At 63.3% G+C, this 25,211-nt stretch carries 22 protein-coding genes; 19 read left to right on the forward strand and 3 right to left on the reverse strand.

The genetic code is table 11. The features are described from left to right. Window positions 1-276: 276 nt before the first annotated feature. From ACV229_RS00325 to ACV229_RS00365, 9 genes are all read left to right on the forward strand, one after another. On the forward strand, window positions 277-1,116 hold the full coding sequence (locus ACV229_RS00325) for a sugar phosphate isomerase/epimerase family protein (protein ID WP_448081120.1): 840 nt from the start codon (window positions 277-279) through the stop codon (window positions 1,114-1,116). Window positions 1,117-1,401: 285 nt separating this feature from the next. Beyond that, a complete protein-coding gene (locus ACV229_RS00330; RefSeq protein ID WP_448081121.1) occupies window positions 1,402-2,136 on the forward strand; it encodes an AzlC family ABC transporter permease in 735 nt (244 codons plus the stop codon). After that, on the forward strand, window positions 2,129-2,467 hold the full coding sequence (locus ACV229_RS00335) for an AzlD domain-containing protein (RefSeq protein WP_448081122.1): 339 nt from the start codon (window positions 2,129-2,131) through the stop codon (window positions 2,465-2,467). The genes ACV229_RS00330 and ACV229_RS00335 overlap by 8 nt, the downstream gene beginning before the upstream one ends. After that, window positions 2,464-3,603 carry a LeuA family protein gene (locus tag ACV229_RS00340; protein WP_448081123.1) on the forward strand — a complete coding sequence of 380 codons (1,140 nt, stop codon included), beginning with the start codon at window positions 2,464-2,466 and terminating at the stop codon, window positions 3,601-3,603. Before ACV229_RS00335 ends, ACV229_RS00340 begins: the two co-directional genes overlap by 4 nt. Before the next feature lie 67 nt (window positions 3,604-3,670). Further along, entirely contained in the window at window positions 3,671-3,826 is a 156-nt protein-coding gene (locus ACV229_RS00345; protein ID WP_448081548.1) for a rubredoxin, read from the forward strand. Window positions 3,827-3,967: 141 nt separating this feature from the next. After that, window positions 3,968-5,206: an NAD(P)/FAD-dependent oxidoreductase gene (locus tag ACV229_RS00350; protein WP_448081124.1), complete on the forward strand. Its 1,239-nt coding sequence runs from the start codon at window positions 3,968-3,970 to the stop codon at window positions 5,204-5,206. Between the two features lie 335 nt (window positions 5,207-5,541). Beyond that, the gene (locus ACV229_RS00355; RefSeq protein WP_448081125.1) at window positions 5,542-6,279 is read left to right on the forward strand and encodes a response regulator; all 738 of its coding nucleotides are present in this window, start codon (window positions 5,542-5,544) and stop codon (window positions 6,277-6,279) included. Window positions 6,280-6,396: 117 nt separating this feature from the next. Further along, a complete protein-coding gene (locus tag ACV229_RS00360; RefSeq protein WP_448081126.1) occupies window positions 6,397-6,921 on the forward strand; it encodes a transposase in 525 nt (174 codons plus the stop codon). 145 nt (window positions 6,922-7,066) lie between these two features. Then, window positions 7,067-10,699, forward strand: coding sequence for an ATP-binding protein (locus ACV229_RS00365; RefSeq protein ID WP_448081127.1), 3,633 nt, complete (start codon window positions 7,067-7,069; stop codon window positions 10,697-10,699). A gap of 69 nt (window positions 10,700-10,768) precedes the next feature. Here ACV229_RS00365 and ACV229_RS00370 read toward each other — a convergent pair whose 3' ends face one another. Continuing rightward, window positions 10,769-11,416, reverse strand: coding sequence for a response regulator (locus ACV229_RS00370; protein ID WP_448081128.1), 648 nt, complete (start codon window positions 11,414-11,416; stop codon window positions 10,769-10,771). 319 nt (window positions 11,417-11,735) lie between these two features. Between ACV229_RS00370 and ACV229_RS00375 the strand changes: the two genes are divergently transcribed. From ACV229_RS00375 to ACV229_RS00410, 8 genes are all read left to right on the forward strand, one after another. Next, window positions 11,736-12,476, forward strand: coding sequence for a MipA/OmpV family protein (locus ACV229_RS00375; RefSeq protein WP_448081129.1), 741 nt, complete (start codon window positions 11,736-11,738; stop codon window positions 12,474-12,476). 357 nt (window positions 12,477-12,833) lie between these two features. After that, window positions 12,834-14,324, forward strand: coding sequence for an alanine/glycine:cation symporter family protein (locus tag ACV229_RS00380; RefSeq protein WP_448081130.1), 1,491 nt, complete (start codon window positions 12,834-12,836; stop codon window positions 14,322-14,324). A gap of 19 nt (window positions 14,325-14,343) precedes the next feature. Then, window positions 14,344-15,003 carry a Clp protease N-terminal domain-containing protein gene (locus ACV229_RS00385; protein ID WP_448081131.1) on the forward strand — a complete coding sequence of 220 codons (660 nt, stop codon included), beginning with the start codon at window positions 14,344-14,346 and terminating at the stop codon, window positions 15,001-15,003. 272 nt (window positions 15,004-15,275) lie between these two features. Continuing rightward, window positions 15,276-15,968, forward strand: coding sequence for a GntR family transcriptional regulator (locus tag ACV229_RS00390; protein WP_448081132.1), 693 nt, complete (start codon window positions 15,276-15,278; stop codon window positions 15,966-15,968). Between the two features lie 121 nt (window positions 15,969-16,089). Then, the gene (locus ACV229_RS00395) at window positions 16,090-16,968 is read left to right on the forward strand and encodes a dihydrodipicolinate synthase family protein (protein WP_448081133.1); all 879 of its coding nucleotides are present in this window, start codon (window positions 16,090-16,092) and stop codon (window positions 16,966-16,968) included. 55 nt (window positions 16,969-17,023) lie between these two features. Next, window positions 17,024-18,445 (forward strand): FAD-binding oxidoreductase, encoded by a 1,422-nt coding sequence (locus ACV229_RS00400; protein ID WP_448081134.1) that lies wholly within the window; start codon window positions 17,024-17,026, stop codon window positions 18,443-18,445. A 69-nt stretch (window positions 18,446-18,514) separates the two neighbouring features. Further along, on the forward strand, window positions 18,515-19,855 hold the full coding sequence (locus ACV229_RS00405; RefSeq protein WP_448081135.1) for an MFS transporter: 1,341 nt from the start codon (window positions 18,515-18,517) through the stop codon (window positions 19,853-19,855). Between the two features lie 131 nt (window positions 19,856-19,986). After that, entirely contained in the window at window positions 19,987-20,607 is a 621-nt protein-coding gene (locus tag ACV229_RS00410; protein WP_448081136.1) for a TetR/AcrR family transcriptional regulator, read from the forward strand. Between the two features lie 53 nt (window positions 20,608-20,660). On the opposite strand, the gene ACV229_RS00415 is transcribed toward ACV229_RS00410, so the two are convergent. Next, entirely contained in the window at window positions 20,661-21,707 is a 1,047-nt protein-coding gene (locus ACV229_RS00415) for a porin (RefSeq protein ID WP_448081137.1), read from the reverse strand. Window positions 21,708-21,803: 96 nt separating this feature from the next. Beyond that, the gene (locus tag ACV229_RS00420; protein ID WP_448081138.1) at window positions 21,804-23,165 is read right to left on the reverse strand and encodes an MFS transporter; all 1,362 of its coding nucleotides are present in this window, start codon (window positions 23,163-23,165) and stop codon (window positions 21,804-21,806) included. Window positions 23,166-23,514: 349 nt separating this feature from the next. Between ACV229_RS00420 and ACV229_RS00425 the strand changes: the two genes are divergently transcribed. Continuing rightward, on the forward strand, window positions 23,515-24,807 hold the full coding sequence (locus ACV229_RS00425) for an aromatic ring-hydroxylating oxygenase subunit alpha (RefSeq protein ID WP_448081139.1): 1,293 nt from the start codon (window positions 23,515-23,517) through the stop codon (window positions 24,805-24,807). A gap of 14 nt (window positions 24,808-24,821) precedes the next feature. Further along, the gene (locus tag ACV229_RS00430; RefSeq protein ID WP_448081140.1) at window positions 24,822-25,208 is read left to right on the forward strand and encodes a hypothetical protein; all 387 of its coding nucleotides are present in this window, start codon (window positions 24,822-24,824) and stop codon (window positions 25,206-25,208) included. Window positions 25,209-25,211: the final 3 nt, after the last annotated feature.

Consider the following 25,211-nt stretch of genomic DNA (forward strand, 5'->3'; position numbering starts at 1 on the left):
AGAAACTCGTCTTGCCGCCAAAACGGAATCGCACGCCGTTTCATCGCATCCCGGAATCATCAAGATAAAAATTGAGAATTTTCTAATTCATATTCGTCTGAGTAGTTGATACATTGAAAACACGCAGCGATTCAGGTCGTTATTTTATATGGAGCATGGGTTCATTTAATCGTCTCGCCATTTGAAGCGCGGAACGTCCATCGGATCGTCAGTCATTTTCAACGGCTGATGGTGCATCTTCAGCCATGTCTTTTATCAGGATACAGGAGTCGAACAATGAATCTCTCGAATCGAATTGGTATCTCGACGAACATCTTGGACGACAGCGAGAATCTTTTTTCCTCGCTGGACCTGCTGAGCGAACGGTTCAAGACCATCGAAATCGAATTCGACAATGAGGCGCGATCGTATTTCGCGAAGACCGAAAGCGAAGTCGATCGGGAATTCGAGCGAATCCTTGCGCTCAAGGAGGCGCGTGGTCTCTATTTCAGCGTTCACGCGCCCTATATCGGCCGGGATACAGATATCTCGAGTCCGGAAGACGATCGGCGCGAGCAGGCGGTCGACCTGATGAAACGCACGATGCGGCTGACGGCGAAGCTCGGGGCCAGCCGCTTCACATGTCATCCGGGTTATCTGGCAAAGGATGCGGGCGAGCAGCAGCAACTTTTCGGTCAATTAAAGAAATCACTGACACAGCTTGCCGAAGAAGCATCCCGATTCGATATCGATATCTGTCTCGAGAACACCGGCAATGAGCGGCCGAACTATATCGTGCTGAGCGACGAAGAACAGGAAGAATTGTGCGCTTGTTACGGGGTTTTCATAACGATGGATATTATCCACTTCACATCCTTCCGGGGAATGGATGACACCTATTACGACAGGTTGAGCCCGATGATCAAGTGGATCAGGAACGTTCATTTTGCCGATATGCGGGTTCCGGATCACGTTCATCTTCCGTTGGGCAGCGGGGATTTCAAATATGAGGAAGTCATCGATCGTCTGAACGATGCGGGCTACACAGGCAATTTCATCGTGGAGGAGCGGGGCGGGAAGTTCAGCGAATCGGATTATCTGGATGCCGCGTTCCGGTTCCGGAGCGGCCTCGCATGATCTGGCCCGCCGATTCGATCGGTTCTGCCCGGCGTACGCGCCGGGCGATCGCCGGCGCCGGATGCGCGTGACTCGGCGTAGACCGGTAATGCCGCGTCGAATCGCCGACCGGCGTCGAGAAGCGGGCCTGTTCGCACTTCCTGGCGCCGATTTCCTGCAGGCAAGGTCTTTTGCGGCGCAGGTCATGCCTGCAATCCCGACTTACCGAGTGTGGGCGCATTCGCAGAGGTGTGCGGTCGTGCCGCAGATCATCCAGCCGATAAACAGTCAGCTCGAATCGTGAATATGAGAACCATCGCACGCATGAAGTCCGTACTCGATGGGGGGCGGGCACGAAGGTCGTTCTTTGTTGACGGAATGCGCGACTCCATTCCCGTCTCGTTGTCTTACGTGTTTCTGTTCTTCTCCGTCGGATCGCTTTGCGCTGGTGCCGGCTACAGCACCTTTCAGGCCGGCTTGATGACCGCGATCGTGTTTGCCGCTCCGCTTCAGGTATTCATCGTCCAGAACGGGGAGGCCATTTCCCTCGCTACGCTGTTGCTGGCGAGCGTAATGATCAATTTCAGATTTGTGATCATGGCGTCCGTGCTGGGGAGCCGATTAAGCGGAAATTCCCTGAAGAAGCTGCTGGCCGCGATATTCATGATATCAGCGTCGACGTTTGTCGTTTCGAATTCAAAGAAGGAAGCGTCGTCCACGGAATTGTTTGATTACTACATCGGAGTCGGCAGTATCTCGATTGGTACGGCGCTCGTCGCGACCCTCGTCGGCACGATGTTTGCCGGCGTGATCGATGGGATGCTGATGAAGGTCGTCGGCATGATCTTGCCGATTCATTTCGCAACCCTGACGGGCTTCCAATGGCCGAAGGCCAAGCCGGTGCTCATCACGATTGCCGCTGCAGCCTTCGCGCCGGTCCTGGGGAAATTCGTGGGCGGCGCGCAAGTGTTCATCTTGCCGTTCGCGCTGGCCTCGGTATTTCTGGCCGGCGATTACCTTGTGGGGAAGGCGCGTGGATAAATGGCAGATCCTGGTTTGGGCTGGCGTATTTTCATATGCACTTCGGGCACTTCCTGTCCTGGCGATGCAGAGAATCCGGTTTTCGGGCGAGTCACAGGTTGCCCGCTTTCTGAATTACGCGGCGCATGGTGTGATTGGCGGAATCATTTATTCATCATTGTTCAGCGAGAAATATTACGACAATCTCTCCGGTCACTTTGATTTCGACGGAGTGCTGAAGATTGCGGTGGTGATTGCCGCCGTGGTCATCTCTTCGAGAACAAGAAGCATTCTGAAGACGCTGTTCTTCTGTCTGGCGGCCTACGTCATTATTTTTTGGGGACGATCATGAGTTCACTTCTGATTCACGACACGACATTGAGGGACGGTGAGCAAGGCATCGGCAACACGATGTCGTTGTCCACAAAGCGGGCCATTCTCGAACAATTGAATCTGCTGCCGCTTGATTCCATCGAATTGGGGTTTCCTGCGAGTTCGGATGAGGACTTCGCATGGATCAGGGCGGTTTCGAGCATGCCACTGCGTGCGACACCTGTCGTCCTGCTGCGTCCGACGCCACACGACTTGCACAAGACGCTCAAGGCGACCGAGGGATTCGAATCGATCCAGTACCTGCTGCTGGGAACCGGGTCGGAGCTTCATCAGCAGAAGAAGAGAAATCAATCGCTGCATTATCTTTTGTGCGAAATCGAAGAAGCGGCGACGTGCTTGCGAAAAGCGGGGAGGGAGAACATCGCGGTCATTCTGGAAGACGCAAGCCGCGGCGGGCTTGCGTACATTCAGCGGGTTTCGGTCGCGTTGTCTGCATTGGGTATCCGGAGTATCGCGCTTGCGGATACCGTCGGCGCAATCACGCCGGAAGAAATCCGCACGCTCGTCGGCGAAGTCACCAGGAACGTCGCACCGGGGACCACCTGGGGGGTGCATTGCCACAACGATCTCGGGCTGGCCACCGCAAATACCTTGGCGGCGATCGCGGCAGGCGCGCAGATCGCACACGTCACGGTCGGCGGGCTGGGGGAGCGTGCGGGAAATTGCCCACTCGAAGAGGTCGTGGCGGTTTTGCACTATAAGGGCAACTGTCCCGGATTCGTCGGGCGGTTCGACCTGAAAGTGCTGCATGACGTGGCCGCAAGAATCTTCGCCTTGTTGGGAAAGTCGATTCCGTCGAACAAGCCGATACTCGGAAAGCATGTTTTCTCGACCGCGGCCGGCATTCACCAGAACGGCATGCTGAAGGACCCGGAGATATACGAATATGTCAGGCCGCATGACTTCGGGCGTGAAAGGCGACTGGTCGTCAATCGGCTGTCGGGGAGGTCGATCGTCAAGGCGCTATTGCCGGACGTCAGTGACGAAATCGTTGGCAGGTTCAGCACCTGGCTGATCGAACAGGAAAAGGAAATCGACGCGAGCGAGATATCGAATTACTTCGAGCGCTTCATCGGAGAAAAAGTGACTGGGTGAACGTGCGTTCAGCATATGGCCGACTGTTGAATCTCAAGGGGCTTTCTGGGCATTGGCTATGAAAAAAATGGAATGCTTGATTTGTGGATTTGTTTACGACGAGGGGCGTGGCCTGCCGGAGGAGGGAATCCCACCGGGAACCGTCTGGGAGGATCTGCCGTCGGACTGGTTGTGTCCCGAATGTGCGGTAGGCAAGCACGGCTTCGAGGAATCGGGCACGTGAAGGCGCGTGAGCGCAGGCGCCGATCGGGCAACCCGGCGACTGCGCGGCACCAGGCGTGATGTTCGAGAACAGGCGGAAGGTTTGAACGACAGGCGTCATCTGCGGACGTCAGAGAGCCGCCGGACATACCGGGAAATTCACATGTCAATGGACTACGTCACGATCGTGGGTGCAAGCCATGCCGGGCTTCAGGCGGCGGCGTCGCTGCGGCAGGAAGGCTTCAACGGCCAGATTACGCTGATTGGCGACGAGGCTGGCTTGCCGTATCGGAGGCCGCCCCTTTCCAAGGGCTGCCTGCTCGGCAAGACGGAGACGGAAGCGCTGCAACTTCAGCCGCCGGAATGGTTCGAACGACACCGTATCGTCCGTGTTGAAGCGCGGGTCGGCGCAATTGACCGGCGGACGCACCACGTCGAGTTGGTGAGCGGCGGTCGATTCCCGTACGATCACCTCGTACTTGCCACGGGGGCACGCGCACATGCGCCGAGCATGGAAGGCGCGGCGCTCGATGGCGTATTCACGCTTCGAACGCTCGCGGATGCGCACGCGTTGCGGCGCAAGATGCGGGGTGCGCGTGGCGCGGTTGTCATCGGTGCCGGTTTTATCGGGCTGGAATTTGCCGCCGTCGCGACCGAGCTGGGTCTCGCGGTGCACATCGTCGAGTCTGGCGAGCGGGCCATGATGCGTGCGCTGTCGCCGCAGATGTCGGACATTGTGGGCGCCGCGCATGCGGGCGGGGGTGTCGAATTGCATTTCGGCCAGACTGTTGTTCGCGTGCTCGGAGAGCGTGGCAGCGTCGTTGGTGTCGAAACGAGCGAGGGGCGACGGCTGCCGGCGGATCTCGTGGTGTTCTGCATTGGCGTCGTGCCCAATGTCGTGCTCGCGGCCGAGACGGGCCTCGTCGTGGAAAACGGGATCCGTGTGAATGGACTCCTGACGACCAGCAATTCGGCGATCTCCGCGATCGGCGATGTGGCCAACTTTCCAAGTGTCCATAGCGCTCGGCCGATACGACTGGAATCCGTACAGAACGCGGTCGACCAGGCGCGCTGCGTGGCCGCGCGGCTCGCAGGAAACGCGATGCCCTTTATGGCGTTGGCTCGATTCTGGAGCGACCAGGGTAGCGTCAAACTGCAGATCGCAGGGTTGGCCGATGGCGATGACTGTGCCGTGCAGGTGGGCTGCGCGCGAAGCCGGCGGCTCAGCGTGCTCCGCTTCCGCGACGAGCGCTTGATCGCGGTCGAGTCATGTAACCGGCCTGAAGATCATCTGGCTGCATGCAAGCTGTTGGCGCGCGCCGCTGAGCTCACGCCGGCGGACGCGTCCCGGAATGGTTTCGATCTCAACGAGCATGAAATGGCGACGCGAAAGCGCGGCTGAAGGCAATCCTGACGCGGCGATGAAATGTCGTGATCCGGGCAAACTGCTTGCATCCAGGAAAGGAGGGCAGGAATGGTGAAACCCGAGCGGGTTGACACGGCACTCTAAAAAACTCCTTTCATCAATATTGCATGCGATGAAAGATTGCTGCAAACTTTGTTCGAACAGAAAAGATGAAATCAGCGGCCGTATCGAAACGTGTCCAGGATTTTTATCATAAAACGAGAACATCAAACTTGAATCTGTTCGATACGTCGCATCCTGCACGTTGACCAGCGTGGTCGCGGATGAGGGGGAGAGAATGACGGGCCGGATGCAACGGAGTCCCCCGGTGCATGGTCTCGATGCAGACCTTGAAGCGCCGCCGGAACGCCTCGCCCGGCCCCCATCCAGTATCTCTAGACCTCGGTACAGAAACAATGCCAGGAAATCTACGTATCATCCTCGCCGACGGGCATCCGTTGTTTGCGCTTGGCGCCGAAACATTGATCGCGAAATGCGGTATCGGGACCGTGGTGCTCAGCGTGCGAGACACGGATACGCTCATCCCGCTTCTGCGTGAGACGCCGTGCGACATTCTGGTCACCGACTTCGCGATGCCAGGCCGGCGATACGGTGACGGGTTGAAGCTGCTGGCCTATCTGAAGCGTCATTTCCCGAACTTGCCGGTCGCCGTACAGACGATGGTCAACACGCCTGGCGTATTGCGTTCGATCTGGACGTGCGGGGTTTCCGCGTTATTGAGCAAGAGCGGTCTGCCGGACGAATTGCCGCTTGCGATCCAGGCGGCCGTATGCGGTCGGCGCTACCTGGGCTCGTCGATTCGCCCCAGCGTCGAGGAGACGACAGGGCGAAGCGAATTCGCGGGTGCACGGCTATCCATTCGAGAATCCGAGGTGTTGCGATTGTTTGGCGAGGGCCTGAGCGCGGATGACATCGCCGGGCGATTGCAGCGCAGTGTCAAGACGGTGAGCCGGCACAAGCGGTCGGGCATGGCCAAGCTGGGCGTCTCGACCGACGGCGAGCTGTTTCGCTACTTGAGCCTGCTTGAGACGGTGGATCACCCGAAATAAGGCATTTCCCATCGAGTTTCGGAAAATTCCCAATGCCCGGTCCCGTCCCGGCTTGCACAATTTTCAGCAAGCATTCCGGCGCACGCGCGTGGCATCGCCATCGCCAGAATACCGAAGATGCGGGATCAGGCAGGTGCATGCATGAATATTGACCAGATGAAGTCCGGGGCGCTCGCGACAGGCAGCGCGGATTGCGATGCGAGCAGGCGCGGGACCGACGTTGCGAGGCCGGCCGGGAAGTCGAAATCGAAGATCGCATCGCTGACGGTGCTCGATGCGCTGACGCAAGAGGAATGGGGGCGCATCCATGCTTGCCTGCGGGCGGGCGAAGGCGGCCCGCAACGGAGGCTGCGCGGAAGGCCGCGCACGGACGCGCGCGCCGTGCTCGGCGGCGTGATTTATGTGTTGGTAACCGGCTGCCCGTGGCCCCGGATGCCCGCCGATTACCCGCCGTACCAGACCTGTCACCGACGTTTCAAGGTATGGCGCGACGCAGGCGTGCTCGAACAGGCGCTGGCGATGCTGTATCGGGGAATGCATCACCACTTGCTGGCTGAAATCCGGCAACGCAAGAAGGTTCGGCGGCCGCGGCCCGAGAGGTCAGTCGCCGGCTCCCCGCCCGCGGCTCCTGCATACGTCTGAACATTGGCGCGTCGCCCGCGGCCACTGTGCCGGCCAACGCGCGCTCGGCTATCATTTTTGACAGCGGCATTGCTCGCGCATTGCCGGACACCACATGCGCGTCCCCGGCCCGCTTCCCGATCGTCTCAAACGTATTTCCGACGCCATGTCTTTCCGTCTCCGGTGGTGTGCTGCCCTGCTTTTCATGGCGCTGTCGACGTCGATCGGCGGCCGCGCCGTGCTGGCGGCGGAGGGCGCCGTTCCGGCCGCAGTCGACGTCAAGGTGCCCGTCACGCTGTCGCCCGAGCAGAAGGCGTGGCTTGCGGCCCGCGGTGGCAGGATCAAGGTGGGCATCGTGTCGCACGGCCTCGAGCCGTTCGATATCGTCGATTCGCAAGGTCGCCATGACGGGATCAGCGCGTCGTATCTGAACATCATTGAAAGGGCAACCGGCGCGAGTATCGACATCGTCCTGTACGGCAACGAATCCGAGCTCAGGGACGCCGTGCGCCAGCACAAGGTCGATATCGGGGCGAGCATGCAGCGGCATGGTGCCGATCCCGGTTTCGTCTACAGCGCACCTTATTTCACGAATCAGACCGTCGTCGCGAGCCGGCAAAAGGATTCGCTCTACGTGCCGGAGCGTGGTCGGGAAAACGAACATGTGCTGGCCTATGTACCGGACCTGATGCCCGCGGAGGAGGTGCGGCGCCTGTATCCCGAGATGACGGTCAAGCCATTTCCGACGATGGAGCGCGCGCTCAATGCCGTCGCGTTCGGCCAGGCGGAAAGCTTCGTCGGCAACGCGACGGCCATCAACTACCTGATCGAGCAGCTCCAGCTCCTGAACGTCAGGATTACCGATTTCGCGCGATTCGACGCAGACGATTTCCGCTTTGCCGCGACCGCGCGCAACCGGGTCGTGATCGGCATGATCGACCAGATACTCGCGGCAATCCCCGCGAGCCGGAAGATGGCGATCCAGGTGAGATGGAGCGCCATCTCCAATCACTACGGAATCTACAACCTGACGCTGACGGACGAAGAGCGGAACTGGGTGGCGGCGAACCCGGTGGTGCGCTATGCGGTGCCGCGCGATTCGCCGCCGTTCGTGTTCAGGACGTCCGACGGCGGCGCGGCAGGGCTTGCCGTCGATCTGCTGAAGGACATCGGCGAACTCACAGGGCTGACGTTCGAGCCGGTATTCGATCCTGCCGGCCTGAAGAGCGCCGAATTGCGGCTTGCCGTGCCGCGCTCGGACGCGGGCATGGGCGGCTGGCGGCCGTCGGCGCCGTATGCGATGTCGCCGTGGGTGATCGTGACGCGCGCGGATACGGAGCGTGCGAACGGGCTCGCCTCGCTCGATGGTCAATGGGTCGCGCTGGATACAGGCAATCCCGCCGCCGCCGAACTGGCGCGATTCGCGCCGAAGGCGCGCATCGTCGTCGCAGCCGATGTTTGGGCGGCCATGAGCGACGTGGCGGAGGGCCGCGCGACTGCGACCATTCAGAACATCGAAACCGCAAGCTACGTGATCCGCCAGAAGTATCGCGACCGGCTCGTGATCAGCCCGACCAACGGCGGCACGAATTTTCCGATCGGTTTCGCGGTACGTGATACCGCCGCGCCGCTGCTCACGCTTCTCGACAAGGGCGCTGCGCGCAACTCGCCGCTGCGCATGAACACGCTCAGGCAGAAATGGCAATCGGAGGGACTTCCCGAATCGATCTGGAGTGCCCGATTGCGCTACCTGCGTATCGCATTGCTCGTGATGGCGTTGCTGGGCGCGGGGAGCATCGCCTGGATCTACATTCTGCGCAGGCAGATTCGCGCGCGCAGGCTGGCGGAGTCGAACCTGGAGGAGCAATTGGCGTTTCAGGTCAACCTGTTCGCGAGCCTGCCGTTGCCGTTCTGCGTGATCGACAGGGACGGCCGCTTCCTGGAATGCAATGAAGCACTTGCGCGCGCTTACGACCGGACCCGCGACGCGTTGATCGGCCGCCTGATGTCCGAGCAGGACATGTGCGCCGCCGATGATCTTGCCTGGATCGACGAGCGCCGCAGCCAGGTGATGCGCACCGGACGGCCCGTATTCGAGGATCGTTCGTGGCGACCGCTCGGGCGCAGCATGGATGCCTACTTCTGGTTTGCGCCGCTTCATGACCGCGCGGGCGCGGTTGTCGGCACGATGGGCGGCTGGATCGACATGACACAGCGCGCGGAACTGGAGCGTGCGATGCAGCAGGCCAAGGACCGGGCGGAAGAGGCAAGCCTGGCGAAATCGACGTTCCTCGCGACGGTCAGTCACGAAATTCGTACACCGATGAATGCCGTCCTGGGTGTGCTTGAATTGCTGAAACAGTCGCCCGTCTCCGTCAATTCGCAGCGCGAATCGATCGAGGCGGCCTACGAATCGGCGAGCGGCCTGCTGACGTTGATCGACGACATTCTCGACCTGTCGAAGATCGAGGCGGGCAAGGTCGAGCTTGCGGCGGAGCCGTGCAATGTCGAAGCGGCGCTCCGCGGCATGGCGCGGATATTCGACGGGCCCGCACGCCAGAAGAACGTCGAATTCGCGGTCAACATCGACAATCCGGAGCAACTCGGTGCGGTGGTCGACGCGCATCGATTCAGGCAGGTGGTCGGCAACCTGTTGTCGAACGCGGTGAAGTTTACCGAGAAGGGACGCATCGCGTTGCACGCGAGCATCACGCGAACCGGCGAGAACCGGGTTCATGTCGACGTGACCGTGTCCGATACGGGAATCGGCATGACGGGCACGCAGCAAGCGCGCCTGTTCGAGCCGTTCGTCCAGGCGGATCAATCGATCGGCATCCGTTTCGGCGGCACCGGCCTCGGGCTGTCGATCTGCCGGTCGCTCGTCGACATGATGGGCGGCACGATCGAAGTGACGAGCACGGCCGGCATCGGAACCACGGTGCGCGTGGCATTCGATGCACCGGCTGCCGTGGGAGGCGGCGTTACACAAACGATCGAAGCCGTACCGCCGAACGCGTTCCTCGGCCATACGGCGCTCATCGTCGACGATCATCCCGCCAATCGCCTGGTGCTGCGCCGGCAACTCGAATATCTGGGCTTTCGGGTCGAAGCGGCAGCGGACGGCGCGAGCGCGCTCGACGCGTGGTGGCGAGGTTCCTTCGACGTGGTGGTCACCGATTGTCTGATGCCGGAGATGTCGGGCTATGAACTGACGCAGCGCCTGCGTGCCGAAGAGGCGCGAAGCGGCATCGCCAGGACGCCGATCGTCGGCTATACCGCGAACATCCAGCGCGACATGCTGGCTCGCGCACGCAGCGCGGGCATGGACATGTGCCTGATGAAGCCGCTCGGCCTGACCGCGCTGGCCGCAAGGCTCGCCGCACTCGGGCTGGAAAGAGGCGAAGGCGCCGATGGCCGCGACGGAGCCGCGAGCCGGGCCGAAGCGACAGAGCTGATCGACATGGCCGTCGTCGACGGCATTTCGGCGGGCGATGCCGCGCACGAGTGCAAGCTTCTCGGGACCATCCTGGATGCGAACCGCACCGATCTCGAACGCTTGCGGGGCGCCATCGAGCAAGGCGATCGTGCCGCGTTCGTGTCGATCGTCCACCATATGCGCAGTGCCATCCACCTGATCGGCGCACGGGCCGCGGTCCACGCGTGCAATGTCGCGGAAGCCGGTGTGCAGGACGGCGGCGACGTGCCGCTCGCGACGCTCGGCCAGCCGGTGTTCGAGCACATCGAGGCGCTCGATCGCGAACTCGTCACGCGGTGCTCGGGCTACGTTCGTTCGGTGTGAAAGGTCGCGGCGCGTGCGGCGGCACGGGTGCGGCCGCACGACGACGCGTGCGGTGCGCGGCCACCGGCGTCAGAGCAGGTCGTTCGCTTTCGCGAAGTGCGCGAGGTCGACGACGTTCGTGATCCCGAGCTTCGTCAGGATGCTGTTCTTGTGCGTGCTGACAGTCTTGTTGCTGATCGAGAGTGCATCGCCGATCTGCTTGTTGCTCCAGCCCCGCGCGAGGTACTTCAGGATGCAGACTTCGCGTTCGCTCAACAGGGAGATCGGGCCTTCGGCGGTGGCGGTGGACTTGATCGCGGGGAAGCAGTTGTAGCCGGAGAGCGTGGCCCTCACCGCGTTCTGGATCTGCGGGATGTCCTCGCCTTTCTCGACATAGCCGTTTGCGCCTGCCGCCTGGCAGCGCGTCGCGAATTGCGCGGCCTTTTGCGACGACACGACGAGAATTTTCACGTCGCTGTCCGCGCGCCGGATGGTCTCGATCAGGTTCAGGCCATCCAGCTCCGGCAGATCGAGATCGACGAGCAGCAGATCGGGCTTCAGCTCGCGATAGCGCTTCAGCGCAAGCTTGCCCGTCTCGGCGGTGCCGACAACCTTGAGCAGCGGATCACGCTCGAGGATGGTCGTCAGCGCGAAAACCATGGCGGGATGATCGTCGATCAGCAGGATGCGGCTCACCGACGCGGGGGCCGATCCGGAGTGATGCGCATAGTGCGTCATAAGGGCGAGCGGGAGCGTCCGGAGTGGCGCTCATCAGAAACAATCATTTTATCGCGATATGGCGTGCCGCGGCGGATCTGCATCGCGTGTTTTCGCAGCGTTGCGTGACGCCATCGGCACACGTGTCGCATCTGCCGAACGACGGCGATCGATCGGCCTCCATTCGATCCGGACGGAGCCGCGCACGAGTGCGTCGCCTGCATCGGCATGCCACGCATATTCCGAATTTTCCGACTCCGTTTGGGTTTTTTCCATCGTTCCGCCGGCGCGCGCATCGCGACAATTCGCTTTGTCTAAACGTGGAATTGAAGGGCTACCCATGAAGTACATCCGAACAGCGATGCTGTTTTCCGTCTCCGCCGTTTTTGCGGCTTCGGCACATGCGGCAGGGACGCTTGGCCTGGGCGTCAACGTCTCACCCAAATACGAAGGCGGATCGGAATATCGCGTCTTGCCGCTGCCGATCCTGAAATACGAAAAAGGTTACTTCTTCGTCGACGACCTCTCGACCGGCGTGCGCTTCCCGTTGGGCGCCGGTTTTTCGACGGGCCTGATGGCGACGGTCGCCTTCGGCCGCGACGAGGGCGATGCGGATCGGCTGGCCGGGACCGACGACATCTCGACCACGGCGCTGCTGGGCGGATTCGTCGACTGGCGGCATGGCCCATGGTCGGCGTCGGTCAAGGTATTGCAGGCGACGCACAGCGGCTATGGACTGACGGTGCGCGCGGGAGGCGCCTATACGGCGGCCCTGACGCAGAAGGACGTGTTGCGTGTCGGAGTCGGTACGACGTGGGGCAACAACGGTCATATGAGTACCTACTTCGGTGTGACGGACGCAGAGGCGATGCGCAGCAACGGCAACCTGACGCCGTACGCCATATCGCATGGCTTCAAGAGCGTCGAAGCAAACGTGGCGTGGATCCGCCATCTGAACAAGAACTGGAGCACCATCGCCTCCGTGGGCGTCAAGTCGCTCGTGGGTGACGCCGCGGACAGCCCGATCGTCGAAAAGCGGACTTCGGTGTTGTCCACGGTTGGGGTCACATACAGGTTCTAGAACCGTGCGATGAACGTCGCACCGCACGTTCCGGCTCATCTTCATGAAGCCTCTTCCGTCGAGCGAGGCGAGCCGGCTCGCTCGACGGGATCGAACGGCGATCGATCCTGTATCGAGCGAACAAGGGTGGCACGCCGAGGGGTGCGTGACGGGATCGCGCATCCCGGTATCGCGCGAGCATCAACCGCTTCCTGAACAGGACTAATGCGGATGCCGAAATAAAATTCCGAAGTTTCATAAAAACGAAAAGCTTTGCATAGGTGTCGGCGCAGATCGAACGGGAAAGCGTGATTGCGCCATCGGGAATCCCGAAAACCTGCAATGCGCTTGCTCAACTCGACTGTTCGGAACTGATCGATGAATCAACTGGTTGATACCGTCAACGGGATTGTCTGGAGTCCCGCGCTCATCTTCCTCTGCCTCGCGGCGGGGCTTTATTTCTCCGTGCGCACGCGCTTTGCGCAAGTTCGCCACTTCCTCGAGATGTTGCGCCTGATGCGCGCCGGCAAGGCATCCGATGCGGGCATTTCGTCGTTCCAGGCGCTGGCCCTGTCGTTGTCCGGACGCGTCGGCACCGGCAACATCGCGGGTGTCGCCACTGCAATCACGTTCGGCGGGCCGGGCGCGCTGCTGTGGATGTGGGTGGTCGCGTTTTTCGGTGCGAGCACCGCGTTCATCGAATCGACGCTGTCGCAGATCTACAAGGAGCGTCGCGACGGGCAGTACCGCGGGGGCCCTGCGTACTATATCGAGCGCGGGCTCGGGATGCGCTGGTACGCGGCGATCTTCGCGATCGCGACCGTGCTTGCGTGCGGCCTGCTCCTGCCGGGCGTTCAGGCGAACGGCATCTCGGCGGCAGTCGAGAATTCGTTCGGCATCGCGAAACCTGTCACGGGCGCCATCATCGTGCTGCTGCTCGGCCTGATCATCTTCGGCGGCGTGAAGCGCATCGCGCGCATCACGGAGATTGTCGTTCCCTTCATGGCGCTCGGCTATATCCTGATCGCGGGCGTCGTGATCGCACTGAACATCCAGCAATTGCCGGGCGTGATCGCGCTCGTGTTCAAGAGTGCGCTGGGCCTGGAAGCCGGCTTCGGCGCGGTGCTCGGCCTTGCCGTCCAGTGGGGCGTGAAGCGCGGCGTGTATTCGAACGAAGCAGGCCAGGGAACGGGGCCGCACGCGTCTGCCGCGGCGGAGGTCAAGCACCCGGCGCAACAGGGGCTCGTGCAGGCGTTCTCGGTGTATGTCGACACGCTGTTCCTGTGCTCGGCGACCGGCTTCATGATCCTGTTGAGCGGCGCGTACAACGTGGTTGCACCGACGGGCGACAAGCTGTTCTCGGGTGCCGCCGGTATCGAGGCGGGGCCGGGCTACACGCAGCTCGCGATCGAATCGGCCCTGCCTGGATTCGGCGCGGCGTTCGTCGCGCTCGCGCTGTTCTTCTTCGCGTTCACGACGATCCTCGCGTATTACTACATCGCGGAAACCAACGTGGCCTATCTCAGCCGCGGGCGCAGCGCTGCCGTCTGGACGTTCCTGTTGCGCGGCGGGATTCTCGTCGCGACGCTTTACGGTGCGGTCAAGAGCGCGAGCGTCGCCTGGGGGCTCGGCGATATCGGCGTCGGGCTGATGGCGTGGCTCAATCTCGTCGCGATCTTCCTGCTGCAGAAACCCGCACTCAGTGCGCTGCGCGATTTCGAGGCGCAAAGGCGCGCCGGAAAGCCGCTGACCTACGACCCGGTCGCACTTGGCGTGACGAATGCCACCTTCTGGGAAGGGGGCGATAACCGGCACGCGGAAGCGGAGATGAAACCGGCGGGTGCCGTCGCTCGCGAACGGCAATCCTAGCGGATCCTGAAGACGATACGTGCGCAGCGCGCTGTTCGACCCGGCGGTTTCCGTCGACGATGCGTCTGCGCCGCGACGTCGCCATGCATTCGACATTCAAACCCTCAGGCGGCAGGGGAGCGGCGTTGCCCGACGACCCGTGCTGCCGATTCGATCAGTTTGCTGGAGAACCAACATGATGCTTGTCGATCTTGCGCCCCTCATTGACCGCCTCAATGCGCATACGAGACGAGCGCTGGGGAACGGCATCGGGCAATGCGTCGCGTACGGACACCACGAAATTTCGGTCGAACATCTGCTTGTCAATCTGCTCGACGACGATCAGGCCGACATCCCGATGCTGCTGCACCGGCGAAACGTGGACGCAGCGCTCGTCAGACACGCGATCGGCCGATCGATCGAAACCAGGCGCGCCGGCAACGTTGGTCGGCCGGCGTTCTCGCCGCTGCTGTACGATCTGTTGCAGGACGCGTGGCTGATCGCGTCGGTCAACCTGAAGGAGTCGAGTATTCGCTCAGGGGCGATCCTGCTTGCGCTTGTCGCACGCTGGAACTATTACTCGCTCGGCAAGTACGCCCCCACGTTGGGCAAGCTCGATCGCAAGCTGATGCGCCGCGAGTTTCAGCAGATCTGCGACGTGTCGAGCGAGGCCCGCGTGCATGCGTGCGTGGCGGGGTGAACGTTGCGGTGTCAGTAGCGCGTCGCGCCTGTCGCCGCATCCGGCACCGAGATCGGAGCGTTCGCCACAGAACGCTCGACCGTCGGCGTCCGGCGTCCGCCTTGTCGGATGAACGATCGCGGGCGGCCGAGACCGCCGGCGCGATGCGGCAGAAGGGCGATGTCACCGGCTGGCGTCATCACTGCCATCGAGAAACGGGGCGCGAATGCCGCGGAGCGGCCGGTGACCGCGTGATAACATGTCACCGCACACTTACCTGTTACGAGACCGGCATGAGCACCACCGCACCGGCAAAGACCGAACTGGACGAGCGGAAATCGCTGCGGCTCGTCGCCTACGAAAATTTCACCCAGCAAATCCTCAATGCGAATGTCCGGCCCGGGCAATTCGTGTCCCAGCGCGAGCTGATGTCGCTGACGGACATGCCGCTCGGCGCGATCCGCGAGATGATTCCGCGCCTCGAAGCGGAGGGCCTGATCCGGACCGTGCCGAATCGCGGCCTGCAGGTCTGCCATGTCGATCTGAAGCTGATCCGCAATGCATTCCAGCTCCGTCTCGTGCTCGAACGCGAGGCCGTCGCGAACTTCGTGCGCGTTGCATCCGACGCCGATCTGGCCCGGATCGAGGCCGCCCATCGCGACATCGTCGAGCGTGCGCAGGCGGACGACATCGACGACCGCCTGCTCGACGATGCGCAAACGGTCGACTGGGGCCTGCACGACATGATGATCGACGCGATGGACAACGAGATCATCTCCGGGATCTACCGGGTCAACAGCCTGCGGATCCGCCTGATCCGCCTCGAGCATGTCGTTCTGAAGCCGAAGGTCGTGCTGCCGACCATGTACGAGCACCTCGAACTGATCGACGCATTGAAGGCACGCGATGCCGCGAAGGCGCTGAGCCTGCTCGACACCCATATCGAAAACGCGCGGCACCGGTCGATGGGCAATTTCCAGATCTGACGGCGTTCAGGCGTCGTCAGTTTTCCTTTGACGCCGCACCGCGCTCCAACTAACATGTCAGTTGAAACTCACTGATTGTTCGGCTCGCAATGACGAGCCGGGCGCACTTTTGGGAGATCACATGGCATTCGATGGAGGCGGCGTGTTCGCCGCGGTCGCGACACCGCTCGACACGGCAGGGCGCGTGGATGTCGCCCGGCTTGCCGCGCATTCTGCGGACCTGATGCGGCGCGGGTTGCACGGGGTCACGCTGTTCGGCACGACGGGCGAAGCGCCGTCGTTTTCGGTCGACGAGCGCCGCGCGGCGCTCGAGGGCATGCTCGCGAGCGGCATTGCGGCTGAGCGGGTGATCGTCGGCACCGGCGCGGCGGCGCTGCCCGACGCGATCGCACTGACCCGTCACGCGCTGGCGCACGGCTGCACGCGGGTGCTGCTCATGCCGCCGTTCTATTTCAAGGGCGTAACGAGCGCCGGCGTGGCGGACGCGATCGGCGCGGTCGTCGATGCGATTGACGATCCGCGTCTGCGCGTCGTGCTCTATCACATCCCGCAGGTGTCGGGCGTCGCCTTCGACGGCGCATCGATCGGCACGCTGCGCGCCCGCTACGGCGACGTGATCGAAGGGATCAAGGACAGCAGCGGCGACCTCGCGCATTCGCTCGGGCTGATCGATTGCCATCCCGCGCTCAACGTGTATGTCGGCGCCGAGCAGTCGATCGGCCGCGCGCGCGCCGCAGGCGGTGCAGGGACGATCTGCGGGCTCGCGAACGTCGTGCCGGAGGCCGTCCGGACGAGCTTCGACACGGCAAGCGACGACGCACATGGCGTGATCGCCGACCTGATCGCGGCGATCGACGGGCAGCCGTTCGTGCCGTGCCTGAAGGGCTGGCTCGCGGTGAGCCGTCGTCACGACGGCTGGCGGCGCGTCCGTGCGCCGCTCGTTGCGGCCGATCCGCACGCCCCGCTGCCCGCCGCGCTTGCCACGGCTTTGGCGGATTGACCGGCGCATGCGCGGGCCCCGCATTGCGGGTCGACAAAAACAACGAGGACTCGACATGACTGAACAGGTTTGCGCGCCTGCCTTGAGCGAAACCACGGCGGAGCTGTTCGCCGAACTGCGCGACGCACTCGGCGCATCCGCGGTGCTGACGGGCGACGCGATTCCCGTGCGTAACGAAAAGGACTGGAGCACGCTCGCGCCGCAGCGTCCGCTCGCCGTGCTGCGGCCGGCCGACACCGACGGCGTGGCCGCGGCGATGCGGATCTGCGCGCGCCATCGCGTGCCGGTTGTGCCGCAGGGCGGCCTCACGGGCCTCTGCGGCGGCGCGCGACCGGTCGACGGCGGCATCGCGCTGTCGCTGGAGCGGATGATCGGCATTGAGGAAATCGATCCGGCCTCCGCGACGATCACGGTCAAAGCCGGCACGCCGCTGCAGACGGTCCAGCAGGCCGCCGACGACGCAGGCTTCTTCATGCCGCTCGATCTCGGCGCGCGCGGTTCGTGCGCGGTCGGCGGCAACCTGTCGACCAATGCGGGCGGCAACCGCGTGATCCGCTATGGCATGACGCGAGACCTAGTGCTCGGACTCGAGGCGGTGCTCGCGGACGGCACGGTCGTCACGAACCTGAACAAGATGCTGAAGAACAATGCGGGCTACGACCTGAAGCATCTGTTCATCGGCAGCGAAGGGACGCTCGGCGTAATCACGCGTGTCGTGCTTCGGCTCGCGCCGAAACCGGGCTGCACGATGGTCGCGTTGTGCGCGCTCGACAGCTATGCGGCGCTCGTCGATCTGCTGAATGCTGCGCGCCGCGGGCTCGGGCCACTGCTGTCCGCGTTCGAGGTGATGTGGCCGGACTATTGGCAGACCGTCACGCAGCGCGTGCCGGGCGTGCGCTCGCCGTTCGCCGGCGAGCATGCGTGCTACGCGCTGATCGAGGTGCAGGGGATGGATCCGGCATTCGATGAGCCGCGCTTCGACGCGTGGCTCGAACGGCAACTCGAGGACGGCGTCGTGGCGGACGCGGCGCTCGCGCAATCGCTCGCCGACGCGCAGGCGTTCTGGGGCGTGCGCGACGCGTGCGCCGAGTTCCCGCAGGTGCTCGGCCCGCACGAACCGTTCGACATCGGCCTTCCGGTCGCCGGCATGGACGCATTCGTCGCCGAGTGCGGCGACGCGCTGCGCGCGCGCTTTCCGGATGCGATCGCGTTGTTCTACGGCCATATCGGCGACGGCAACCTGCATATCGTCGCCTGTGCGCCGGGCCACACGCCGCAGCCGACCGCAGAGATCGTGCGCATCGTCTACGAGTGCGTACGCCGCTTCGGCGGCACGATTTCGGCGGAACACGGCATCGGCATCACGAAGAAAGCGTGGCTCGGCTATACCCGCAGCGATGCCGAGCTGGCGCTGATGCGAAGGATCAAGCGGGCGCTCGATCCGGACGACCTGCTCAATCCGGGCAAGGTGATCTGACGCCCGCACGGCGGCGGGCAAAGCACTCGCCGTCGCCATCGAGTCGCACAAGACAATCAAGGAGACATGATGCAAACCAGCCGACAGCCGGCCGCGCAGGACGCGGTGCTCGAACGGGCGATTTCGCGCGCGAAGTGGCGGCTCGTGCCGTTCCTGATCCTGATGTACATGCTCGCGTATCTCGATCGCGCGAACATCGGTTTCGCGAAGCAGGCGTACCAGGCGTCGACGGGTGTCAGCGACGCGGCGTTCGCATTCGGCGCGGGGATCTTCTTCATCGCGTACGCGTTGTTCGAAGTGCCGAGCAACCTGATGATGCACCGGGTCGGCGCGCGCGTCTGGTTGTCGCGGATCATGGTCACCTGGGGGCTGCTGTCGGCGGCGACCGCGTATGCGACGACGGATTCGTGGTTCTCGTTCATCCGCTTCGTGCTCGGGGCCGCGGAAGCCGGCCTGTTTCCCGGCGCGGTGCTGTACATGACGCACTGGTTTCCCGCGCGAGCGCGCGGGCAGATCATGGGCATCTTCTATTTCGGCTCGCCGCTTGCGCTGATGCTGGGCGGCCCGCTGTCCGGTTACCTGCTCGAGCTCGACGGCACGTTCGGCCTGCATGGCTGGCAATTGATGTTCGTCGTCGAAGGGCTGCTCGCGTCGCTCGTCGGCGTGTGGAGCTACTTCTATCTGTGCAATCGCCCGCAGGACGCGAAGTGGTTGTCGGCCGACGAGGCGCGCGCGTTGACCGCCGCGCTTGCCGAGGAGGCGCGCGAGAAGCAGCGTACCGGCAAGACTAGCTTTCGCGCCGCGCTCGCGGATCCCAGGCTGCTGCATTTCGCGCTGCTGTATTTCTGCATCCAGATCGCCGGCTATGGCGTCGCGTTCTACCTGCCGACCCAGGTCAGCGCGCTGCTGCATCTGAAGGTCGGGCTGCACGTCGGCCTCGTGTCGGCGATTCCGTGGGCCTGCGCGATCGTCGCGGGTGCGATCTATCCCGGGATTGCCGTGAAGACCGGCTACCGGCGCACGTTTGCGGTGATTTCCGCGCTGTCTATCGCGGCCGGGCTCACGGTCTCCGCGCATACGGGGCCGGTCGCGGCGATCATCGCGCTATCGTTCGTGACGATGGGGATCATGACTGTGCAGCCGATCTTCTGGACTTTCCCGGCCGGCTATCTTGGCGGCGCGGCAGCGGCGGGCGGCTTTGCGGTGATCAATGCGATCGGCAATCTCGGCGGGTTCGTTGCGCCGAACGTGCGTGCGGCTGCCGAAGCCGCGTTTCAATCGCCGTCGGCAGGGTTGCATGTGCTCGCGGCGAGCGGCATCGCGTCGGCGCTGTTGATCGTTTCGTTGCGTGTCCGGGTCGCGAGAGATGCCGATCCGGAGCGGTCCGAGGCGCTCCAGGCACGCGGCTGATGCCGCGTGGTGCGGCCTGGTGAAACAACATTACGCAGTATCACGAATCGAGTCCGAGTGCGGATGGACAACGGCGGAATTTCGATAGAATAGCCGGATTGCCAGACAGGAGGACGTGACGGAAGCGGCGGATGAGGCCACCGCTTCCGGCGGGTGAGCAAGTGGTTCAGGTAAAAAAAGCAGAAGTCAAGGAAGCGATTCTCGCCGCGGCATTCGATCTCTTTTGCCGCAAGGGCTACACGTCGACGACGATGTCGGAGATTGCGCGCGCGTCGGGAACGACCGTTGCCAACCTCTATGTGTACTTCGACTCGAAGCTGCTGATTCTGTACGCGATCTATCAACCCTGGCTGGACGATCAGTTGCGCGTGCTGCGCGAATCCGTGTTCAAGCTGAGAACGCCAAGAACCCGACTGCGACGGCTGATCACCGGCCTGTGGGGCGACATCCCCGCGGCGGATCATTGCTTTGCGAACTCGCTGATCGACGCGCTGTCAGGCGCGCCGCAAGGCATGGAGAAGCCGAGCGCGCTGCTCGCGACGGTCGAAGGGGCACTTTCGTCGCTGCTGGGCGAGATCCTCCCGCCCGCACGGGCCGAGCTCGCGAAGGATCAGCTGCTCGCTCACGTGCTGTGGATGGCGTTCGACGGCTTCGTCGTCAACCAGCGGATCGGAGACGTGCGCGATGTCGGGCGGATCGCCGACTTGATGACCGACCTGCTGCTCGGCGACAGCGGCGAATCCGGGAAATGACCTGCGTGCGCGCGACGGAAATATCCGGCAACCGCTGAATACGCGCTGCTGCGTCAGAAGAAATGCTGGATGCCGACGCGCACCGAAGCCTGTTGGCTCCCGGACGCCGGCGCCAGCGACGGCATCGCAGCCTGAGCGCCGTTGCCCGCATGCTGGAAGGTCGCCTCGGCATACAGCAGCGTGCGTGCCGACAGGCGGTACAGGTCCGACAGGCCGGCGGTCGTATAGGTGCGGCCGGCCAACCAGGTCCTGAAGCCGCCGAGCACAATCGTGTTGAACGGCGACGTGTTCCAGTTTGCGCCCAGCTCGGCGGTCGTTGCGCGGGCAGTCTGCGACGCGCCCGCAAGGCGCGCGGTGTCGAGAATGCCATGGATCGACCAGGTCCGGTTCGGCGTCCACGTTCCGCCGAAGCCGACGATGCGGGTGCTGCTGGCACGAAACGGCGTGCTGCTCGAGAGGTTCTGTCCCAGGAACGACGTAAAGCCGAGCTGCGTGTTGAATGCGTAGGACTTGTCGCGCGTATCGCTGTACACGGCCCCGAGCTGCAGCGGGCCGGATGCATAGAGCAGGGCGGTCGCAATGTAGCGCCCCTGCATCGACGCCTGATCGGAGAAGCCGTACATCACGCGTGCCGACAGTCCTAGCCATGACGGACTCGCAATCTTCACCGTGTTGTTGACGGGCGTGACGGCGGCGTTGTCGACGTTGCCGGGGTGGTACAGCAGGTTGTTGAACTGAACTGCGCCGTTCGCGTTCGGCGTGAACACGTCGTTGGTCAGATCCCATTGCCGCCCGAGCGTGACGGTGCCGTACCGGTTGTCGCTCAGCCCGACCCAAGCCATCCGGTTGAACAGGATGCCGGCGGCCGCCAGGCTCCCGGTGTTGGAGAAATAGCCGTTCTCGAGCTGGAAGATCGCGCGCGTGCCGCCGCCGAGATCTTCGGCGCCCTTCAAACCGAATTTGTCGGGAACCGCGATCGGCCCGGTTACGACCGCATGTCCGCCCTTCATGTTGCTAACGTATCCGACACCTTCGTCGATACTGCCGTAGAGCGTGTAGCTGGATTGCGCATGCGCATTGCCCTGCGCAACGAAAGACACGAATACAATTCGGAGTGCGATAAATTTGACGTGCATGCAAAGCCTGCTGCGTTGAATGGGGGGAGGCGCCGACGAGGACCGCCGCGCGCCGTTGTTTCAGTGCGTGGAGAGCGGCGCCGTGGCGGACGAACCTTGCGACGCCGGCATCCGGGCGGCGTCGCGGCGCGGCACCATCAGGATCGCGATGCCCGCGCATACCGCCGCCGCGGCGAACACGAAGAAATTCCATTTGACGTCGACGCCCTGCCGGACGATGAACCCGCCAACGAGCGGCCCCGCCATCGCGCCGAAGCGGCCGATTCCGGCGGCCCATCCGGTCGCGCTGGCGCGCGCATGCGGCGCATAGAAGTTGGCGATGAGGCCGAGTTGAACCATCGCGACGCCGCCGCTGCCGAGGCCGGCACAGGCAACCAGCACGTAGGTTGCGGCGAGCGGGCCTTTCACCGACAGCGCGGCGAGGCAGGCCGCGCCGAACAGGTACGCGACGACCAGCGTCCGGCGGGGGCCGAACCGGTCCGCGAGGCGGCCGACGCCGATGCCGCCGATGGCCGAGCCGAGCATGAAGACGGCCAGGAACGACAGGCTCGAGCCGAGGTTGTAGCCGAGCTGGCGCATGATTTGCGGCAGCCAGGTGCCGAGTCCGTAGATGACCATGACTGCAGCGACCTGTGCGACCCAGAAGGCGAGCGTGGCGCGCAAGTTGCCGCGCGAAAACACTTCGCGCAGCACGTCGCGCAGCGGCTGCCGCGCGTCGGCGGCGCGGGGCGCCGCGCGAACCGTGTCCGCGGCGATGCCGAGCCGCGTGGCCAGGCGTTTCGCGTCGTCGATCCTGCCGCGGGCGCACAGAAACGAAATCGACTCGGGCAGCCAGACGATCAGCGCGGGTAGCGCGAGCAGCGGCATGGCGCCGACCATCACCACGAAGCGCCAGCCCAGTTCGTCGAGAAAGCCCATCGCGACCAGCGCCGACAGCAAGGCGCCGCAAAAGTACCCCGAATACATCAGCGCAAAATTCAGATTCTTTCGTTCCGGCGGCGAATACTCGACGGTCAGCGCGGCGGCAACCGAGATGACGCCGCCGAGGCCGAGGCCGCCGATGAAGCGCGCGACCGAAAAGAACCAGGGCGTGGGCGCCGTCGCCGCGGCCAGCATCGACAGCGAGAACAATGCGACGCATCCGATCAGCAGCGGCTTGCGGCCGGCGAGGTCGCTGAGCACGCCGATGAAGTAGCAACCGAACAGCGTGCCGAACAGCGCGGCACTTCCCATCGCGCCGATCTGCATCGCGTCGAGGTGCCACGGCTGGTAATGAATGAGTGCGGGAACGATCGCGCCCATGACGGCGGCGTCGTACCCCTCGGCCACGATCGCGAAGAAGCACAGCAGCAGCACGATAGAGGTCGTTCGGGGCGGCGGATGCATTGCGTTGCCGGAAGCGGACTGACTGACGTGAGTCATGAGGCACACCTGTTGGATGGGGCTGGGGACAAGCCGCCGGAACGCGCGGCAGCCGTGCGGCCGGTGCTGCGTGAGGTGCGATCGCCTTGATCACCGTTCCGGCCTTCAATAAAGAATGTACTTCGCTATTAGTCGAAGTCAAAGCATTTCAAAAACAACGCGCTAGGGGAATTCCCTGAATCGGCCTGAAATGCCTTATATAACGGCCATTGTCAGGGAATTTCCGCTCGCCGGCCGAGCCGTTGGGCCTTGACATGCGGATTCCTTGAAACAAGAATGGCATTCATTATTGAGACGTTGGCGTTCGGGCGTGCAAGCCTGGATGCCGCCCCATGAACAAGGAACCGCTATGAATCCGGCAAGTCCATCGCAGCATCCGTCCAGCATTCCGTTCGCCCGCCGGTATCCGGAACTGGGCAACGGGCCGATTCCGGTCGAGCCCTATGTGTCGCCCGACTACTTCGCCCGCGAGAAGGAAACGATCTTCAAGCGCACCTGGCTGCAGGTCGGGCGCGTCGAGGAGATTCCGACGCCCGGCGACTATTTCGTGCGGGATCTCGCCGCCTGCGACACGTCGATCATCGTCGTGCGCAACCGGCAGGGCGAGATTCGCGCGATGCACAACGTCTGCGCACACCGGCTCAACGAGATCGTGTATGACAAATGCGGCAACACGCGGAAGTTCTTCTGCAAGTTCCACGGCTGGGCCTACGATCTGGACGGCAACCTCACCGGCGTGCCCGAGGAGCGCTGCTTCCACGGCCTCGACAAGTCGGAGTACGGGCTGACGCGCGTCGCATGCGACGTGTGGCAGGGCTTCATCTTCGTCAACATGCAGGCGGAGCCCGAGCAGTCGCTCGACGAATTCATGCGGCCGATGTTCGGCGACATCGAGGGCTATCCGTTCGACAAGCTGACGACGGGATTCGCGTGGAGCACCGTCGTCGACTGCAACTGGAAGCTTGCGCTCGACGCGTTCCAGGAGGCGTATCACGTCGCTTACGTGCACGGCCGCTCGATCGCGGACGCGATCGACCGCGACGAAGCCGGCAGCATGCCGCCGCTCGACGCGCTGTGCGGCGAGCTTCATCGCCGGCTGTCGCTGCCGGGCAATCAGAAATCCGTGTACGGCAATCCGAAGGCGGTCACGGCGGGTGGCAGCGCCGCCGCCGACGCGCTATCCGACGCCGCGGGGGCGCGCCCGATCGCGGCCGCCGCGCTGCGCGCGGGCGTCGGCAGCGCGAAGCACGACTTTCCGCTCGACGCACTGCCGTCCGGCGTGAACTGGACCAAGAACCCGAACTGGCTGTTCGACATCAACGTCGTGTTCCCCGATTTCTACCTGTCGCTGCGGCCGAACTATTGCCAGGCCTACAACTTCCGGCCGATCTCGCACAACCGGACGCTGTTCGAGGCACGCGTGTACTACCCGGAGATGACCACGGCGGGCGGGCGCTTCTTCCTCGAATACATGAAAGTCGCGCTGCGCGACGTGTTGCTCGAGGATCTGAGCACGCTCGAACGCACGCAACGCGCTGCGGAGACCGGCGCGAAGAAACACATGATCCTGCAGGACAACGAGTTGCTCGTGCGCCACGCATACCACGTGGTCGAGCGGTTCGTGTCGAAGCAGGCTGCCTGACAGGAGAAACCGCCATGCAACAGCACCCGATCCAGCTTCACGCACCGCGCGCGAAGCACCTGCGCGTTCCGCAACGATTCGACGCGCTGCAACCGTTCGTCGAGCACTGGGCGCTCGCGACGGAAACCGAACGCAACGCGCAGCGCCATGCGATGCCGATGTCCGAGATCACGCGGTTCGGCACCGCGATGCTCGGCTGCGTCGACGAAGTGGTTGCCTATCTGAACGGATTCGAACTCGGCGCGCTCGCCGGGGACGATGCGACGCTGATGGTCCTGCTGCTGTCGTTCGCCGAGGTCGCGCCGGCGATCGAGTTCTACCGGCAGCCGGCCGTTGTCGACGGTTACGAGCCGGCAAGGTTCGCCGCCGACGAAACCTTCGTGATGCGGCCCGCGATCTGAGCG

It is taken from the genome of Burkholderia sp. MR1-5-21, from assembly GCF_053427715.1.

Coding starts and splice junctions, on each gene's coding strand:
- ACV229_RS00325 (WP_448081120.1), top strand. CDS start 277: ATGAATCTCTCGAATCGAATTGGTATCTCGACGAACATCTTGGACGAC.
- ACV229_RS00330 (WP_448081121.1), top strand. CDS start 1,402: ATGAGAACCATCGCACGCATGAAGTCCGTACTCGATGGGGGGCGGGCA.
- ACV229_RS00340 (WP_448081123.1), top strand. CDS start 2,464: ATGAGTTCACTTCTGATTCACGACACGACATTGAGGGACGGTGAGCAA.
- ACV229_RS00345 (WP_448081548.1), top strand. CDS start 3,671: ATGGAATGCTTGATTTGTGGATTTGTTTACGACGAGGGGCGTGGCCTG.
- ACV229_RS00350 (WP_448081124.1), top strand. CDS start 3,968: ATGTCAATGGACTACGTCACGATCGTGGGTGCAAGCCATGCCGGGCTT.
- ACV229_RS00355 (WP_448081125.1), top strand. CDS start 5,542: ATGGTCTCGATGCAGACCTTGAAGCGCCGCCGGAACGCCTCGCCCGGC.
- ACV229_RS00360 (WP_448081126.1), top strand. CDS start 6,397: ATGCGGGATCAGGCAGGTGCATGCATGAATATTGACCAGATGAAGTCC.
- ACV229_RS00365 (WP_448081127.1), top strand. CDS start 7,067: ATGTCTTTCCGTCTCCGGTGGTGTGCTGCCCTGCTTTTCATGGCGCTG.
- ACV229_RS00370 (WP_448081128.1), bottom strand. CDS start 11,416: ATGACGCACTATGCGCATCACTCCGGATCGGCCCCCGCGTCGGTGAGC.
- ACV229_RS00375 (WP_448081129.1), top strand. CDS start 11,736: ATGAAGTACATCCGAACAGCGATGCTGTTTTCCGTCTCCGCCGTTTTT.
- ACV229_RS00380 (WP_448081130.1), top strand. CDS start 12,834: ATGAATCAACTGGTTGATACCGTCAACGGGATTGTCTGGAGTCCCGCG.
- ACV229_RS00390 (WP_448081132.1), top strand. CDS start 15,276: ATGAGCACCACCGCACCGGCAAAGACCGAACTGGACGAGCGGAAATCG.
- ACV229_RS00395 (WP_448081133.1), top strand. CDS start 16,090: ATGGCATTCGATGGAGGCGGCGTGTTCGCCGCGGTCGCGACACCGCTC.
- ACV229_RS00400 (WP_448081134.1), top strand. CDS start 17,024: ATGACTGAACAGGTTTGCGCGCCTGCCTTGAGCGAAACCACGGCGGAG.
- ACV229_RS00405 (WP_448081135.1), top strand. CDS start 18,515: ATGCAAACCAGCCGACAGCCGGCCGCGCAGGACGCGGTGCTCGAACGG.
- ACV229_RS00410 (WP_448081136.1), top strand. CDS start 19,987: ATGAGGCCACCGCTTCCGGCGGGTGAGCAAGTGGTTCAGGTAAAAAAA.
- ACV229_RS00420 (WP_448081138.1), bottom strand. CDS start 23,165: ATGACTCACGTCAGTCAGTCCGCTTCCGGCAACGCAATGCATCCGCCG.
- ACV229_RS00425 (WP_448081139.1), top strand. CDS start 23,515: ATGAATCCGGCAAGTCCATCGCAGCATCCGTCCAGCATTCCGTTCGCC.
- ACV229_RS00430 (WP_448081140.1), top strand. CDS start 24,822: ATGCAACAGCACCCGATCCAGCTTCACGCACCGCGCGCGAAGCACCTG.